Below are 12,731 nucleotides of genomic sequence, written 5' to 3'. Positions count from 1 at the left end.
CGGAAAAATGAAGATTTTCCCCATGCCCGAGATCCGGCGATGGAACGAAGTCACCGTTAAGGGGAGCATACAAAGGACTGATCAGCCAACACCGATCGCGCAGGATGTGTTCGTACTACCTTTTTCCCATGGTTGGTGAAGTGCGCTTGTGTTCCTCCATCAGCATCGCAACGAACGCCGTCACTTTCGGTGGGCGGAAGCGGGCGGCCGGATAAACGGCGTGAATACCGCCGGCCGGGAGCATCCATGCGGGCAGTATATGAACCAGCCGCCCGGCCTTGATTTCATTCACGACCAAAAAATCTGGCAGCACGGAGAGACCGGCGCCGGCGATGGTCGCCGCCATGACTGCGGGCGTTGTATTGATGGTCAGGGTTTGGTTCATGCGAACGGTCTGCCGCTCGAAATCGTCCTTGGTGAATTGCCATTGCAGCGGCTCCTTCAGTGCGCCATTTGCAATGAACGGGAGGGGTGCCAGATCGACAGGCCGTGCCACCGCGCGTTTCCTCACGACACCAGGCGCGGCCACTAGCAATTGTCGAAAGCTCCCAATGCGTCTGGCTTGCAGGGCCGAGTCATCGAGCCAGCCGACGCGGATCGAAAGGTCGATCTGGTTCGCGACAAGATCGATCCTGGAGTCGGCCAGCATCAAGTCGACGCTGCAGGCGGGGAATTTTTTTGAGAATGCGGCCGCCAGCGGCGCCAGCATGTAAGACCCGTAGTCGTTCGGCGCCGCGATCCGCAGGAGCCCCATCGGCTCTGCATTCGTCTGGGCGAGCTCTGCGAACGCATTCTCGGCTTCACGCAAGATCATGATGCATCGCGCATGGAGCATACGGCCGGCCTCGGTCGGCTCGACCCGCCGCGTCGTCCGCACAAGCAGGCTGGTCTTGAGCTCTCGTTCGAGCCGGGCCACCTGTTGGCTGACGACCGTCTTTGTGATGCCAAGCCGATCGGCTGCCCGGGTAAAGGACGCTGCATCCACGACGGCCGCAAAGTAGGCCAGGCGGTTGAGATTGATCGATTCCATGCTTTGGCGTCCAGTTATTGTATGCATTTGGCATACAGTCTGTCGCATTGGTGATCATTTATCAACGAATGAAATTGGCCTATGTCCGCCGCCACCGAAATCGCCCAGCGGAGCCGGACATGCGCATCACCTATCTCTTTGATCCGCTTTGCGGATGGTGCTACGGCGCCGCCCCCGCGCTCGATGGCCTTACGCAGCTCGGCGACGTGACGGTCGAACCCATGCCGACAGGTCTGTTCGCGGGCGAGGGAGCGCGCGCGATGAATGACCAGTTCGCAGCTTACGCTTGGCAGAACGACCAGCGGATCGCGCGGCTAACGGGCCAGCCGTTTTCAGAAGCCTATCGAACCGAAGTCCTCGGCGGGCTCGGCGGCATGTTCGACTCCGCACCGGCGACGCTGGGTGTGATCGCGGTGCGCGTCACTGAACCGGCGAGGGGAGCTCGATGCGCTCAAGGCGCTCCAGCGAGCCCGCTATGTGGATGGTCGGGACAATGTCAGCTTGGCCGGAGTGAGCGAGATCCTCAGGTCGATTGGCCTGCCAGCCGCAGCCGAGCGGGTGCGGACGCCGGACGAACAATTGATGCAGGATTATCGCCGGTCGATCGACGCCGCGCAGCTCAAGATGCGGCGGTTCGGCATTTCCGGCGTTCCTGCCATGCTGGTGGGAGAAGGTGCCGGCCGGCATTTGCTGCCCGGCAATCTCTTGTTCGGCCGTTTCGATCTTCTCGTTTCACAGCTCAAGGCCGCCTGATCATCACCCATCATTGATGCCGATTTCGCGCCGAGAGGAATGTCCTGACGAGCTTCTCACGCAGAGATTGCCCTGTTTCGAAAGTTGAACGGAGACCAACATGCCTACACGGAGAGATATCATGAAGACGACCCTGGTGGCTGGCGCAGCAGCCGTGTTCGCCCCTGCTGAGTTCGGTCACGCTGCCGAAACCAAACTGAGCTGGAAGCACTTTCCGGCTGGTCCTAACGGATTCTTCCGGGCTCCGGTGCTGCTGTCCGGGCCGAGCGAAGCTCTCTTGATCGATGGCGGCTTCAGCTATCCGGATGGACGCGCGCTGGCCGATGCGATCAAGGCGACGGGCAAGAAGCTCACCGCAATTTATATCAGCCAGTCGGATCCGGACTACTACTTTAGCCTGAAGCCGGTTCGTGAAGCCTTTCCGGGCGTGAAGGTGATCGCGGCAGCGGCGACGCTCGAGGCGATCAAGGGCAACGTCGAGAAGAAGCTGGCCGTTTGGGGACCGCAACTCAAGGAGAACGGTCCGCAGACCCTCTCCGACATCGTGCTTCCTGAACCGTTCGACGGCGCGTCCTTGACGGTCGACGGCGAGACCGTCGAGATCGTCGCCGCTGAAGGCCTGGCAAACCGTCGCTATCTCTGGGTGCCCTCGCTTAAGGGGGTTTTCGGCGGCGTCATGGTGTTCTCCGGCGTTCACGTCTGGACTGCCGACACTCCCACGAAGGAACAGCGCACGGCGTGGATCGCGAACCTGGACAAGATCGCCGCCCGCACTCCGGCTGTCGTGGTCGCGGGTCATATGGCGCCGGGTGTGGCGACCGATCTTTCGGGCGTTCAGCACACGAAGGCTTATCTGCTCGCGTTTGAGGAGGAATTGGCCAAGGCCAAGGATGCCGCGGCACTGAAGGCCGCCATGGAGTCCAGGTTCCCCAATCTTGGCATGGGCGTTGCCCTAGACATCGGCTCCAAGGTTGCCAAGGGCGAGATGAAGTGGGGCTGAGAGGGGCGCCAATCTCGGTCTGATCTTCACCAAGACATTGGGACTGATGAGGAGAGCGGCCACGACCGGCGCTCTCCTTGTTTCCTGCATTTCCCGAACGCTGCGTCTTCAAACAAGCTCTATGTCGGCCGGATAGCCGGCATCATGCAGCTTCTCAAAGAACGCACCCGTCAGGATGTGTCGCGGTTCGGGAATGCCGCCAGGTGTTCCCCACGCGCAGCCGGTGCTGCGGCGGGCTTCCATGTCATAGACGAACACCGCAGCGAGATCGATCAACACCTCCCGCCACGTCACGACGTAAACACCATCCCTGATTTTCCAATAGCTGGTCTCGTCGGCGCCGCAATCGCCCCTGCGCAATCCTTTGAGGCATTGATAAGCGTACCAACCGGTGTTGAGGTAGATGTGCTCGTAGACCGTGTCCTCGCTGTAGCGATAGATCGCACGGGTGCCGATCAGATCGCGCGTCGGCATCGGTGGCGGTGCCAGCGAGGCGCTTGGCGCTCCACCGAGGATACCCCTGGTGAAACGTTGCGATACTCGGGTCTTCCGCTCGAATGGCCGCGTGTCATCCGCAAGACGAGATCCGACGAACAGCGCGTGGTGAGAAGCGAAGTCAAGCACGATCGCCATGGTCTGACGGCACTTGGACGGTAGCATGGCGCTGATCAGAAGGATCTCCGGTGCGGTTTCGACAACGTCGACCGGGCATGCGCCGCTTTTCTCCAAAACGTGGCCGGGCAGCCCCACCCAATTCACGCTTCCGTCGGCAAGGAATTCGAGAACGACTTCGTCCCCGGTCTCCAGCGAGATCTCCAGTCTCTGCCCCTGCAATCGGCTGGTGCTCGGTTGGCGGTTGACGGAAAGGCCGCTCGCGACGGCAGCGGAGGAGGGCGGAGCGGCGGAATTCGTGTGTGCCGGGCCAGACCGACGAGGACCGAAGCTCTCGCCGACCAACCGCTCCGACAAGGCCCAGACGTCTTCTGCGTGATTCTCGTCGAGAGCCCACGGCATGATGCCATTGGGCAGGCGGGGATCGGGGTTCACCTCCGAGAAACCGCAATCCTCTAGAAAGCGACCGCCTTGCCCGTCCAGATCAGGATGTACGAGCGCCCAAACGATGGTTGCGGCGCCGGCCGCCAGCGGCTTTCGCGGAAGATTGGCGACCTCAGGCTGGCGAAGGCGCAGCGGCGCAAAATCCTCCTGCGTCAGATGATAATGCAGGTTGGTATCCGTGATGATCCCCGGCGCGACCGTGAATGCACGAACGCCATGATCCTTGTGACGGCGATCGAATGCCACGGCGAACAAGGCGTTCGCCGATTTCGACTGCCCGTATGCATCCCAGCGATCATACGGCTCATTGTGAAAATTTGGGTCGTCAAGATCGACGTCATGCAGCCGGTGCGCTCCCGAGCTCAGTACGACAACACGCGAAGGCGCTCGCGCCGTCAGAAGCGGCGCGAGCCGATTGACGAGAACGAAATGGCCAAGATGGTTCGCACCGAACTGCATTTCGAATCCGTCTGCTGTCCGGGCGGAATCTATCGCCATCACCCCGGCATTTGCGACGATCCCGTTCAGCCCACTGTAGGCGGCTGCAACACCGTCGGTAAACGCCCGGACGCTCGCAAGCGAGGCGAGATCGACCAGGCGGACGTCAAGGTGGGCGTCGGGCAAACCGCTCTTGATCGCGTCGGCGGCGAGCTGCCCCTTGTCGCGCGAGCGCACGGCCATGATGATTTTTGCCCCGCGGGAGGCCAGCACGCGAGCGGTCTCCTGGCCGAGGCCGGATGATGCGCCAGTCACAAGATAGATCTTCCCGGACAAATCGATGTCGGCGAGCACCTCCTCGGCGGTCGTCGTGCGGTCAAAGGTGGTCATTCTGTTCATCGAGCTTTCCTTCCAAGAGTTTGCAGGCTCGGCCTTGTGCTGTGCGCCACGGCAACAGGGCGCGCTCGATCGCGCCGAGCAGCCCGTTGTTGATGGCGCCGACAACGCCGAGCAGAATGATACCGGCATAAAGGTCGGTGCTGCGGAACGAGCGTGCCGCCAGCATGATGGTGGAGCCGAGTCCCTGCTGTGCGGTGATCATTTCACCGACGACGGTAATGATCAGGCAGGCGGTCAGCGATAACCGCATCCCCGAGATCACGTCTGGCAGCGCGTTCGGCAGGCCGAACTTGATGGCGAAAGCAAGAGGCCCAATCCCGAGATTTCTCGCCACTTCGCGCAGGCGCGGCTCGATCGCGCTGAAGCCATGAATGGTGGGCAGGAGAACAGGCCAGATCGCGCCAAACGCAATGATGCCGAGCAGCATGCTCGGATGAAGGCCGAACAAGGCAATGCCCACCGGGAGAAGCGTGGATGCAGGCAACGGACGCAGCAACTCGAGCATCGGCGTCAGCCAGTACCGCGTCCGCGGCGACAGCCCGATCACAGCGCCGAGCAGGATCCCGCCGAGTGATGCCAGCATCCAGCCATAGATCATCCGCTCCAGAGTGGAGAAGGTGAGGTTGAGCAGGTTACCGCCCGTAAGGCCCCGCCAGAGGTTCACGAACGTCGATGACGGCGAGGGCAGGAAAATCGGCCGCACCAAGCCGATCGCCGTTACCGCCTGCCAGGCCAGGAAAATCGAAAGGGTCACGAGCACGGCGCCGACCCGCAGAGACCATGTGCTCATGGCGCGACCTCGCCGTAAGCCGCGCCGAACAGGCGGTGATGCAGAGCAATCAAACCGGCATTGAGCAGCCAGCCGAGGATCGCAAGCCAGATCAGGAACGCGTACATCGTCTCCGGACGGAGGCTGAGCCCAGCCGAGATAATCGCATACCCAAGACCGATCGGGTTGGCGGCAATTTCTGTCGTGACCGCGACGATCAGCGCTATGCCCAGGGTCAGTCGCAGCGCCGTGAAAATGCGCGGAGTTGCGGCCGGAAGGGCGATCTTGGTGATTTGTTTGTGGCGCGGCAGACCGATCATGCGGGCGACTTCTATAAGCCGCGGCTCGACGCCGAGCACTGCATCGCGAGTAAGCAGCAGCATCGGCCAGAAACATGCGAAGGCGATAATCGCCGCTTCCATCCTGATGCCGAGACCGTAGATCAGCAGCATCAGAGGGATGATCGCAACTGGCGGAATGGGGCGAAACAGCTCGATCGACAGCGAGGCGAGCTGTGCCGCCCTTGGCGAGAGGCCAAGCCAAACTCCTACCAGAAGGCCCAGAGCTCCACCGACCGGAACTCCTATACCGATCGCGCCGACGGTTTCGGCCGTGCGAAGAAAGATTTCGCCATCAGCGATCAACGCGAACAAGGCGCTCGCTACCTGGCTTGGCAGCGCGAGGCCATCGCTCTGAACCCCCGTGCTGCGCATTGCGATCTCGATTGCGCCGAGCACCGCGAATGGCACCAGCCAGGCCGGAAGCGCATGAACCACCAGGTCAATGTGTCTTCTGGACATGGTCGAACAGAACGTGGCGGAGCCAGAGGAATTCGGGATGCTCGCGGGTCCCAAGTTGATCGCGGGGACGCGGCAATCGGACATCGATGACCTCGGCCAGTCGGCCAGGGTTGGCCTGAAGCGCAAAGACGCGGTCGCCAAGGTAAATGGCCTCGTCGAGATCATGCGTGACAAAGAGGACCGTCGCTCCGCTCTCCTTGACGAGCTTTGCGATCTCGTCCTGCAGGGCTTGGCGGGTGAGCGCATCGAGTGCACCAAATGGCTCGTCCATGAGGAGAACGCGCGGTTCCTGGGCAAGGCACCGCGCGATCTGCACACGCTGCTGCATGCCGCCGGATAGCTGAGCGGGATACTTGTCCACATGTCCGGCGAGGCCAACCTTGTCGAGCAACTCGGCGACGCGCGCGGCGCGCTCCTGACGTGGAGTGCCCATCGCCTCGAATGCCAGGGCAACGTTCCCTGCAGCGGTTCGCCAGGGCAGCAGGGCACGGCCATAGTCCTGGAACACGATTGCCACATCGCGGGACGGACCGCCGACCGGCGCACCGAAGCGACGAACCTCTCCCTGGGTCGGCGAGAGCAAGCCGGTTACGAGCCGCAGTAGCGTGGTCTTGCCGCAGCCTGAGGGACCGACGACACAGGCGAACTCGCCGGGAGCGACGTCCAATGAAAGGCCGTCCACCACGCATTTTCCGTCGAACTCGAGCCGCACGCCATCGAACGCGATGGCAGGCGCGCAGGCCTCGACGGCGGGCGCGATCCGGGACCTGACATGGTTCATTTGAGGAAGAGCGTTTCGGTCGACTTGAAGTTCCGCAGCATGTCCTGCTTTTCCATCATGTCCACCCAGAGCTGGACCTGCTGCGGTGTCACGTTCGTATCAAGCTTGTTGATGGTCAGCGTCTTCAACACGTCGGGCGGCATCTTCACGTACTTGCCGAAAATCTCGAGCGTCGCCGGCAAGTCGCCATCCTCGAACGCGATCGCCTTGTCCATGGCGAGCTTGAAACCGGCAGCCGCCTCACGATGGGCGTTCGCCCAGGCTCTGCTGCTGGCATACACGAACGGCGGCAGCCGGTCGGGCAAGTCCCCTGCGATGTAGAAGACCTTTCCACCTATATGCCGGGTGCGGCGGCGCGCTTTAGAAAGGGATTGGTTGAAAGCACGGCGTCCACCGTTCGCGCCTTCAGGAGGTCGGCGAGTTGCGGAAACGTGCTTTCGACGAAGGTGATCTTGTGCCAGTCGACACCCTTCCGGCGAAACCATTCGCGCGCCATGATGTGGAAGAAGCTGCCAATGCCCGGCGTGCCGATCTTTTTGCCGACGAAGTCGTCCGGTTTCTGGATGCCGGAGTCCGCGCCGGCGACGATCCCGTAGTTCGTGTCGTTGACCGAAGCGATCGCACCTCCGGAGACAATAACGAGGTCGAGACCGCTGTCTGTCACCTGGATGAGAGAGGCCGTGCTCAAAGCTGCGATTTGCAGCGAATCGGATTGAAGCGCCGCAGGCATCGACTGCCCGCCAGGGATGATCTTGATGGTCGCATCGATGCCGTGATCCCTGAAATACCCCTTCTCAACGGCGATCATCGGCAGCACGAATTCGGGCACAGGAGGAACGCCGATCGTGATTTTGCTTTGCGCCGCAGCGAAGTTGACAGGCGCAAGCACGAGAATGATCGCGGCCAACGCGGCGTGGCGCACACTCAACAAAGCTTTCAACATCTTTTGTCTACCCGGCGTTTGCGGACAGCCTAACACGTCGCGTCAGCGCGCCATCCTCCCCAAGATTGGGGAGCCCTCGATCGCTGGGAACGAGGAGAGCGGCTTGTGGTGTCACTCGGTGACAATGCCTTCAGCCGAGCTGGCTCAGCTATTGGCGAGTGCCGAAACGGTCAGAGCCGCGAAGCAGCGAGACAAGCTGAGTGCGGTTACGGACCCCAAACTTCGAGAAGGCATTGTCCAGGTGTGTGCGGACAGTCGCAAACGTCACGTCGAGCCGTCGCGCAATCTCCTTGTCCGCCAGTCCTTGTGCCGCCAGTTCGGCGACTTCGGCCTCTCGCGGCGAGAGTCTGGCCGACGCGGGGCGGGTTGGGGTCCGCTGCCCGGAGCGGGTTTCAATGCGCTTTAGTGCTTGAGTGAATCCGGGTGTTATGAGGCTGAGCAAGCCGACCTCGTCCCGGTCGAAATCGGGATGGCCGTTCCTGCGCCAGATCCTGATGTCGCCGATAGAGTCGCGGCCGTCGAAGGCGAAGAGGTTGATGCCATAGTAGTGCCCCGATGGACGCAGGAAGTCGTTGTAGATCTCCGTCCGCTCCAGCTCCCGATGAGGGATGATGGCACTAACCAGACTAACCCCCTGTCGCATCCACCGTCGCGTTGTCGAGGCATGACAGTGCTGGAAGTAATTCTGATATTTATCGACGTAGGAGTGGTCCATATTGATGGCGACGCCGCGCTCAAACGCCTGTCGCTGCGGATTCCAAACGTAGGACGCATATAGATCGGCATCGAGCAGATCGAGCAGCGATTCGCCAATCGTGCGTCGCAAATCGCGGCTGTCAGCGTAGTCGGCCGAAAGCAGCTCAATGATTCCCGACAAAACGCGATGTTTTCTCGCGCTGATGTGCATTCGCTACTCTCCCTGCGGCAAGAATAGCGGCTAAACACGCTCTGTCCAGACGGAGGCAAGACGCTGGAAGCGTACCGGCGCCGCTGTGCGTTTCTGTCCCATGGTCGCTGCGTCCGAGTCCAAGACGATCCGGTCCCACCGGCCTATCTGTGAGCCGCCGGCGAGCAACACCGGCGCGGGCTGGTGCCTCATTCAGCGCCCGACCGATTCTTCGCAAGCGCACAGACGAGGGATTGAACAGCAGACATGAGGTTCACAGGAAAGACCGCTCTCATTACCGGCGGCGGAACCGGGATTGGCGCCGCTGTCGCGCGCCGCCTCGTGTCCGAGGGCGCGAATGTGGTGATCATGGGCCGCCGTCGGGAGCCGCTGCACGCGATCGCGGATCAGGTCGGGTGCTTCGTGGTGCAGGGAGATGCGGCCGATGGGGCGGCCGTGCGCGGTGCGCTCGAGGAGATCCATGGCCGGTTCGGTCCCGTCGATATCCTGATTGCCAATGCCGGCGGGCATGGCATCGGGCCGACAATCTCGATGAGCGATCAGGAGTGGGCGCTTGCGACCCGGCTGAATCTCGATACGGCCTTCGTTTGCGCGCGGGAAAGTCTTCCTGATCTGATCGAACGGAAGGGAGCTATTGTCATCGTCTCCTCGATCGCGGGCTTGTTCGCCGGACCTCAGGCGGCCGGATATGTGACGATGAAGCATGCCTGCATTGGTCTCAGCAAATCGCTTGCACGGGACTACGGTCGCCAGGGCGTCCGAACCAATACGGTCTGCCCCGGTTGGGTGGCGACAGCGATGGCAGACGAACAGATGCAGGTGTTGGTCGAGGCGCGAGGTCTCTCGTCAATCGAAGAGGCTTATCAACTAGTCACCAAGGATGTGCCGCTCGGCCGCCCGGCGACTCCCGAGGAAGTCGCCAACGTCATCTGTTTCGTTGCATCGGCGGAGGCCTCGGCAATGAACGGTTCGATCTTGACCGTCGATGGCGGGGCCACCGTCGTGGACCTACCGACGCTCGCCTTTGCTGATTGAGCAGAGGAGGATGGCATGGAAGCAGAAGCGAATAGGCCTGCCGACTGGAAGCATTTCGACGACTTCGCCGCAGGCATTGCGACAAACCGGCTGCCCGCGACCGATGCGCTCACCGGCCAGAGTTTCAGCATCGCGTTGGCGAATGGCCGTGGCGTCCGCCTGTCATTCACTTCAGCGAACAACGTCGAGTGGAACGAACGTGGCGAGGCGGGCTCGGACTGGTACGAAGCGATCCGGGTCGCGTCGGACGTGTTTTTTGTCAACTTGACTTTTAGTAGCCGGCCGACGGAGGACGAAGCCTTCGTTGTCAACGTCAAGACACGCCGTGTCCTGTCGGTTCGGGAGCGCGTGCGCGATGCCGCCGAGGCGCCCGGCGAGCCGCGCGTGACGCAAGTGTATATGTCCGGGGTTCTCGAGGACGGAGCCGTTTCGCCCGGCAGCCTTGAGCCGGCACCGACCAGGGACCTGATAGGTCTTACCTCGCACTACGAATATAGCCCCCAGCACGTCTACGAGCATGTCTATCTGAGTTCGCAGCGATACGCGTGGCAAAATCTGGTTGGCGTGCAGCGCGGCCACGGCGATGTCGATCTCGCAACGACATACAAGTTCGGCGAGAACCAATATGTGTTCGGCTTCCGTGAGTTTATCATCCCTGTCGCGTCGATCTTCTTCTACAACTTCGACGATATGCGCTCGACGGGAAAGTTCCTTGGCGTGACGAGCAAGGGCGCGATCGAGAACAAGCCTGCCGGCGCCTTCATCCGAATGAAGTCCCGGACCACCTACGAGAGCGGCAGGGAGCCGGTCTGATCGGGAAGAACGAGATGAGCAAGAATTACGAGGCTATCAAGGCTCACTATGCTGCGTCCGATAGCAAGGACATCGTCGGCATGATGGCGCCGATTACCAGCCAAACCAGATGGACCGAAATGGCCGGATTTCCCTATGCCGGCACTTATGTCGGCGCTGAGGCGATCGTTGCCGGCGTGTTCAAGCGGATTAGCGAAGAGTGGAACGACTATACGTTCTCGCTTGAGCGTCTCATCGACGGCGGAGCGACGATTGTTGGTATCGGCACGTACTCAGGCAACTACAAGAAGAGCGGCAAATCAATGCGCGCTCGTGTGGTTCACGTCTGGGACATGGAGGACGGGAAGGTGGTCCGATTTGAGCAATTCACGGATACGAAGCTCGTCTCTGAGGCGATCGCCTAGTGCAGCGGAACGTCTGAGTCCGATTGGGCTCGGGCGCGACTGAGCGCGCGTTTGACCCATTGACAGACACGAACAGCAAGCCGGCGCGGTTTCGCGTCGTCGCAGCCTACATCCACGCTTTGGCAGATCATGAGGGGCCTGCGGGGAGCGGTCGCAGCCGCGCCGCTCAAATCTTGAGGTCGCGCGTTTGCGTCCTAGCGCGGTCGCGTCCGAGTCCAAGACGGGTTTCACGAGGCAGAGCTATCGTCCGATCTTCCGGCGAAGTCCGTCAAGAGAAGCGCCGAAGATTGCCGCGCCGCTGGCGCGGGAGTTGTCACGGGGAGGGAATCTAGATGAATTTGAGACGTACGTTTCTGGCCGCTATCTTGGGGACGTTGGTGGCGTTCCTGACCGGAGCGGCCTATGCCGCAGACCCCAAATGCGGCGCCAACACCGGGAGTGCCGCTACCGGCGAGCCGATCGTCATCGGAGGTATCGTCAGCATCACTGGGCCCGACAATTTCAGCTCGTCGGGTCTGGCCGCGGCGGCCTATTTCAAATGTCTCAACGCCAATGGCGGCGTGAACGGCCGCCCCGTCAGGTATCTGCTCGAGGACGACGCCTGGAATCCCGAACAATCGTCGCAGGTCGCGGCCAAGCTGATCCGTGACCAAAAGGCCGTCGCCCTGGTCGGCAACATGAGCTTCGTCGATTGTGGCGCCAATCAGGGCATTTACGAGAAGGAAGATATCATGGTGATCGCCGGCGTCGGCGTTCCCCGCGACTGCTTCTTCCAGAAGAACTACGCGCCGACCAATGCCGGTCCACGGGTCAGCAATACCAAGGCAGTGATGGACGTTGCACAGTCCTATCCGGGCAAGATCAAGCGGGTCGTCTGCATCGCGCCGAATATCCCAAATGTCGGCGAATGGTCCTGCACCGGCGCGGTCGCCTGGATCAAGAAGCAGGGCGGTGACGGCAAGATCATCACCTTCGATCCGGGTTCGCTGGACGCCACATCCATTGTGCTTGAGGCGATGACGTTCAAGCCTGACGTGATCAGCGTGGGTACGCCGAAGGGCCTTGCCGTGCCGATCTTCGCGGCGGCGGAAGAGCAGGGGCTCGCCGACAAGGTGCGCTTTACCGGCCCGGCATCGCTCTACAATCTCGACTTCCCCCGTGCGATCGGCAAATACTGGGACGGCAAGGTCACGGTCGATATGGAGCTGAAGGCCGCCGACGCCGGAACGCCAGATATGCAGAACTGGCTCGCGGTAATGGAGAAGTACGGCAAGGCGTCCGATCCTCGCGACACGTTCTCGCAGGCGGGCTATCTTGCAGCGCGCGTTACAGCGGAGACTCTGCTGAAGATGGATTCCGCCAAGATCGACCGAAAGTCGGTGACGGCGGCCCTGCGCAGCGTCAAACGCTTCGAAAGCGACATGTTCTGTTCGCCCTGGTATGTTGGTGATGGTCCCCGCCATAACGCCAACCATGCGGGGCCGGTCTCGCTCGTGAAGGACGGCAAGCTGATGCCGAAGCCGGCCTGCATCGAGTCGGAAGATCCCGAACTCGACGACGTGCGTGCCTATGAGAAGACGATCGGGCTGGCGAAGTAAGTCGC

The 12,731-nt window shown here is 61.5% G+C and carries 13 protein-coding genes and 1 pseudogene; 6 read left to right on the top strand and 8 right to left on the bottom strand.

The features are described 5' to 3' along the window. Positions 1-115: 115 nt before the first annotated feature. Complete coding sequence (locus tag ACFXS9_RS02125) at positions 116-1,030, bottom strand: LysR family transcriptional regulator (RefSeq protein WP_392684604.1); 915 nt, start codon at positions 1,028-1,030, stop codon at positions 116-118. A 119-nt stretch (positions 1,031-1,149) separates the two neighbouring features. Between ACFXS9_RS02125 and ACFXS9_RS02120 the strand changes: the two are divergent. Next, a pseudogene (locus ACFXS9_RS02120) lies at positions 1,150-1,783 on the top strand (DsbA family protein). A 100-nt stretch (positions 1,784-1,883) separates the two neighbouring features. After that, complete coding sequence (locus tag ACFXS9_RS02115; protein WP_392684601.1) at positions 1,884-2,783, top strand: MBL fold metallo-hydrolase; 900 nt, start codon at positions 1,884-1,886, stop codon at positions 2,781-2,783. Positions 2,784-2,891: 108 nt separating this feature from the next. Here the strand turns inward: ACFXS9_RS02115 and ACFXS9_RS02110 are convergent, their stop codons facing one another. The 7 genes from ACFXS9_RS02110 to ACFXS9_RS02080 all read right to left on the bottom strand — a co-directional run bounded on the left by ACFXS9_RS02110 (position 2,892) and on the right by ACFXS9_RS02080 (position 8,876). Then, on the bottom strand, positions 2,892-4,676 hold the full coding sequence (locus ACFXS9_RS02110; protein ID WP_392684598.1) for an SDR family NAD(P)-dependent oxidoreductase: 1,785 nt from the start codon (positions 4,674-4,676) through the stop codon (positions 2,892-2,894). After that, entirely contained in the window at positions 4,654-5,466 is an 813-nt protein-coding gene (locus ACFXS9_RS02105) for an ABC transporter permease (protein WP_392684596.1), read from the bottom strand. Before ACFXS9_RS02105 ends, ACFXS9_RS02110 begins: the two co-directional genes overlap by 23 nt. Continuing rightward, positions 5,463-6,158, bottom strand: coding sequence for an ABC transporter permease (locus ACFXS9_RS02100; RefSeq protein WP_392687206.1), 696 nt, complete (start codon positions 6,156-6,158; stop codon positions 5,463-5,465). Before ACFXS9_RS02100 ends, ACFXS9_RS02105 begins: the two co-directional genes overlap by 4 nt. 67 nt (positions 6,159-6,225) lie before the next feature. Continuing rightward, positions 6,226-7,026, bottom strand: coding sequence for an ABC transporter ATP-binding protein (locus tag ACFXS9_RS02095; RefSeq protein WP_392684593.1), 801 nt, complete (start codon positions 7,024-7,026; stop codon positions 6,226-6,228). Then, a complete protein-coding gene (locus tag ACFXS9_RS02090) occupies positions 7,023-7,331 on the bottom strand; it encodes a hypothetical protein (RefSeq protein ID WP_392684590.1) in 309 nt (102 codons plus the stop codon). The genes ACFXS9_RS02095 and ACFXS9_RS02090 overlap by 4 nt, the downstream gene beginning before the upstream one ends. Before the next feature lie 29 nt (positions 7,332-7,360). After that, positions 7,361-7,969 (bottom strand): ABC transporter substrate-binding protein, encoded by a 609-nt coding sequence (locus ACFXS9_RS02085; protein WP_392684587.1) that lies wholly within the window; start codon positions 7,967-7,969, stop codon positions 7,361-7,363. Between the two features lie 148 nt (positions 7,970-8,117). Beyond that, on the bottom strand, positions 8,118-8,876 hold the full coding sequence (locus ACFXS9_RS02080; protein ID WP_392684584.1) for a LuxR C-terminal-related transcriptional regulator: 759 nt from the start codon (positions 8,874-8,876) through the stop codon (positions 8,118-8,120). A 246-nt stretch (positions 8,877-9,122) separates the two neighbouring features. Between ACFXS9_RS02080 and ACFXS9_RS02075 the strand changes: the two genes are divergently transcribed. The 4 genes from ACFXS9_RS02075 to ACFXS9_RS02060 all read left to right on the top strand — a co-directional run bounded on the left by ACFXS9_RS02075 (position 9,123) and on the right by ACFXS9_RS02060 (position 12,726). Beyond that, positions 9,123-9,911: an SDR family NAD(P)-dependent oxidoreductase gene (locus ACFXS9_RS02075; protein ID WP_392684581.1), complete on the top strand. Its 789-nt coding sequence runs from the start codon at positions 9,123-9,125 to the stop codon at positions 9,909-9,911. 15 nt (positions 9,912-9,926) lie between these two features. Then, positions 9,927-10,724: a MoaF C-terminal domain-containing protein gene (locus ACFXS9_RS02070; RefSeq protein ID WP_392684578.1), complete on the top strand. Its 798-nt coding sequence runs from the start codon at positions 9,927-9,929 to the stop codon at positions 10,722-10,724. Between the two features lie 14 nt (positions 10,725-10,738). Then, positions 10,739-11,128, top strand: coding sequence for a nuclear transport factor 2 family protein (locus ACFXS9_RS02065; RefSeq protein ID WP_392684575.1), 390 nt, complete (start codon positions 10,739-10,741; stop codon positions 11,126-11,128). Between the two features lie 332 nt (positions 11,129-11,460). Next, positions 11,461-12,726 carry an ABC transporter substrate-binding protein gene (locus ACFXS9_RS02060; protein ID WP_392684572.1) on the top strand — a complete coding sequence of 422 codons (1,266 nt, stop codon included), beginning with the start codon at positions 11,461-11,463 and terminating at the stop codon, positions 12,724-12,726. The last annotated feature ends 5 nt before the right edge of the window (positions 12,727-12,731 follow it).

The organism is Bradyrhizobium sp. RDI18 (assembly GCF_043203335.1).
Taxonomy (GTDB): Bacteria; Pseudomonadota; Alphaproteobacteria; order Rhizobiales; family Xanthobacteraceae; genus Bradyrhizobium; species Bradyrhizobium retamae.
The sequence above is the reverse complement of the archived record's forward strand: the minus strand, read 5'-3'. Positions and strand labels throughout refer to the sequence as shown.

What these genes read in the sequence shown, in the direction of transcription:
- ACFXS9_RS02125 (WP_392684604.1), bottom strand. Translation starts at nt 1,030, where the DNA reads ATGGAATCGATCAATCTCAACCGCCTGGCCTACTTTGCGGCCGTCGTG.
- ACFXS9_RS02115 (WP_392684601.1), top strand. Translation starts at nt 1,884, where the DNA reads ATGCCTACACGGAGAGATATCATGAAGACGACCCTGGTGGCTGGCGCA.
- ACFXS9_RS02110 (WP_392684598.1), bottom strand. Translation starts at nt 4,676, where the DNA reads ATGAACAGAATGACCACCTTTGACCGCACGACGACCGCCGAGGAGGTG.
- ACFXS9_RS02105 (WP_392684596.1), bottom strand. Translation starts at nt 5,466, where the DNA reads ATGAGCACATGGTCTCTGCGGGTCGGCGCCGTGCTCGTGACCCTTTCG.
- ACFXS9_RS02100 (WP_392687206.1), bottom strand. Translation starts at nt 6,158, where the DNA reads ATGCGCAGCACGGGGGTTCAGAGCGATGGCCTCGCGCTGCCAAGCCAG.
- ACFXS9_RS02095 (WP_392684593.1), bottom strand. Translation starts at nt 7,026, where the DNA reads ATGAACCATGTCAGGTCCCGGATCGCGCCCGCCGTCGAGGCCTGCGCG.
- ACFXS9_RS02085 (WP_392684587.1), bottom strand. Translation starts at nt 7,969, where the DNA reads ATGTTGAAAGCTTTGTTGAGTGTGCGCCACGCCGCGTTGGCCGCGATC.
- ACFXS9_RS02080 (WP_392684584.1), bottom strand. Translation starts at nt 8,876, where the DNA reads ATGCACATCAGCGCGAGAAAACATCGCGTTTTGTCGGGAATCATTGAG.
- ACFXS9_RS02075 (WP_392684581.1), top strand. Translation starts at nt 9,123, where the DNA reads ATGAGGTTCACAGGAAAGACCGCTCTCATTACCGGCGGCGGAACCGGG.
- ACFXS9_RS02070 (WP_392684578.1), top strand. Translation starts at nt 9,927, where the DNA reads ATGGAAGCAGAAGCGAATAGGCCTGCCGACTGGAAGCATTTCGACGAC.
- ACFXS9_RS02065 (WP_392684575.1), top strand. Translation starts at nt 10,739, where the DNA reads ATGAGCAAGAATTACGAGGCTATCAAGGCTCACTATGCTGCGTCCGAT.
- ACFXS9_RS02060 (WP_392684572.1), top strand. Translation starts at nt 11,461, where the DNA reads ATGAATTTGAGACGTACGTTTCTGGCCGCTATCTTGGGGACGTTGGTG.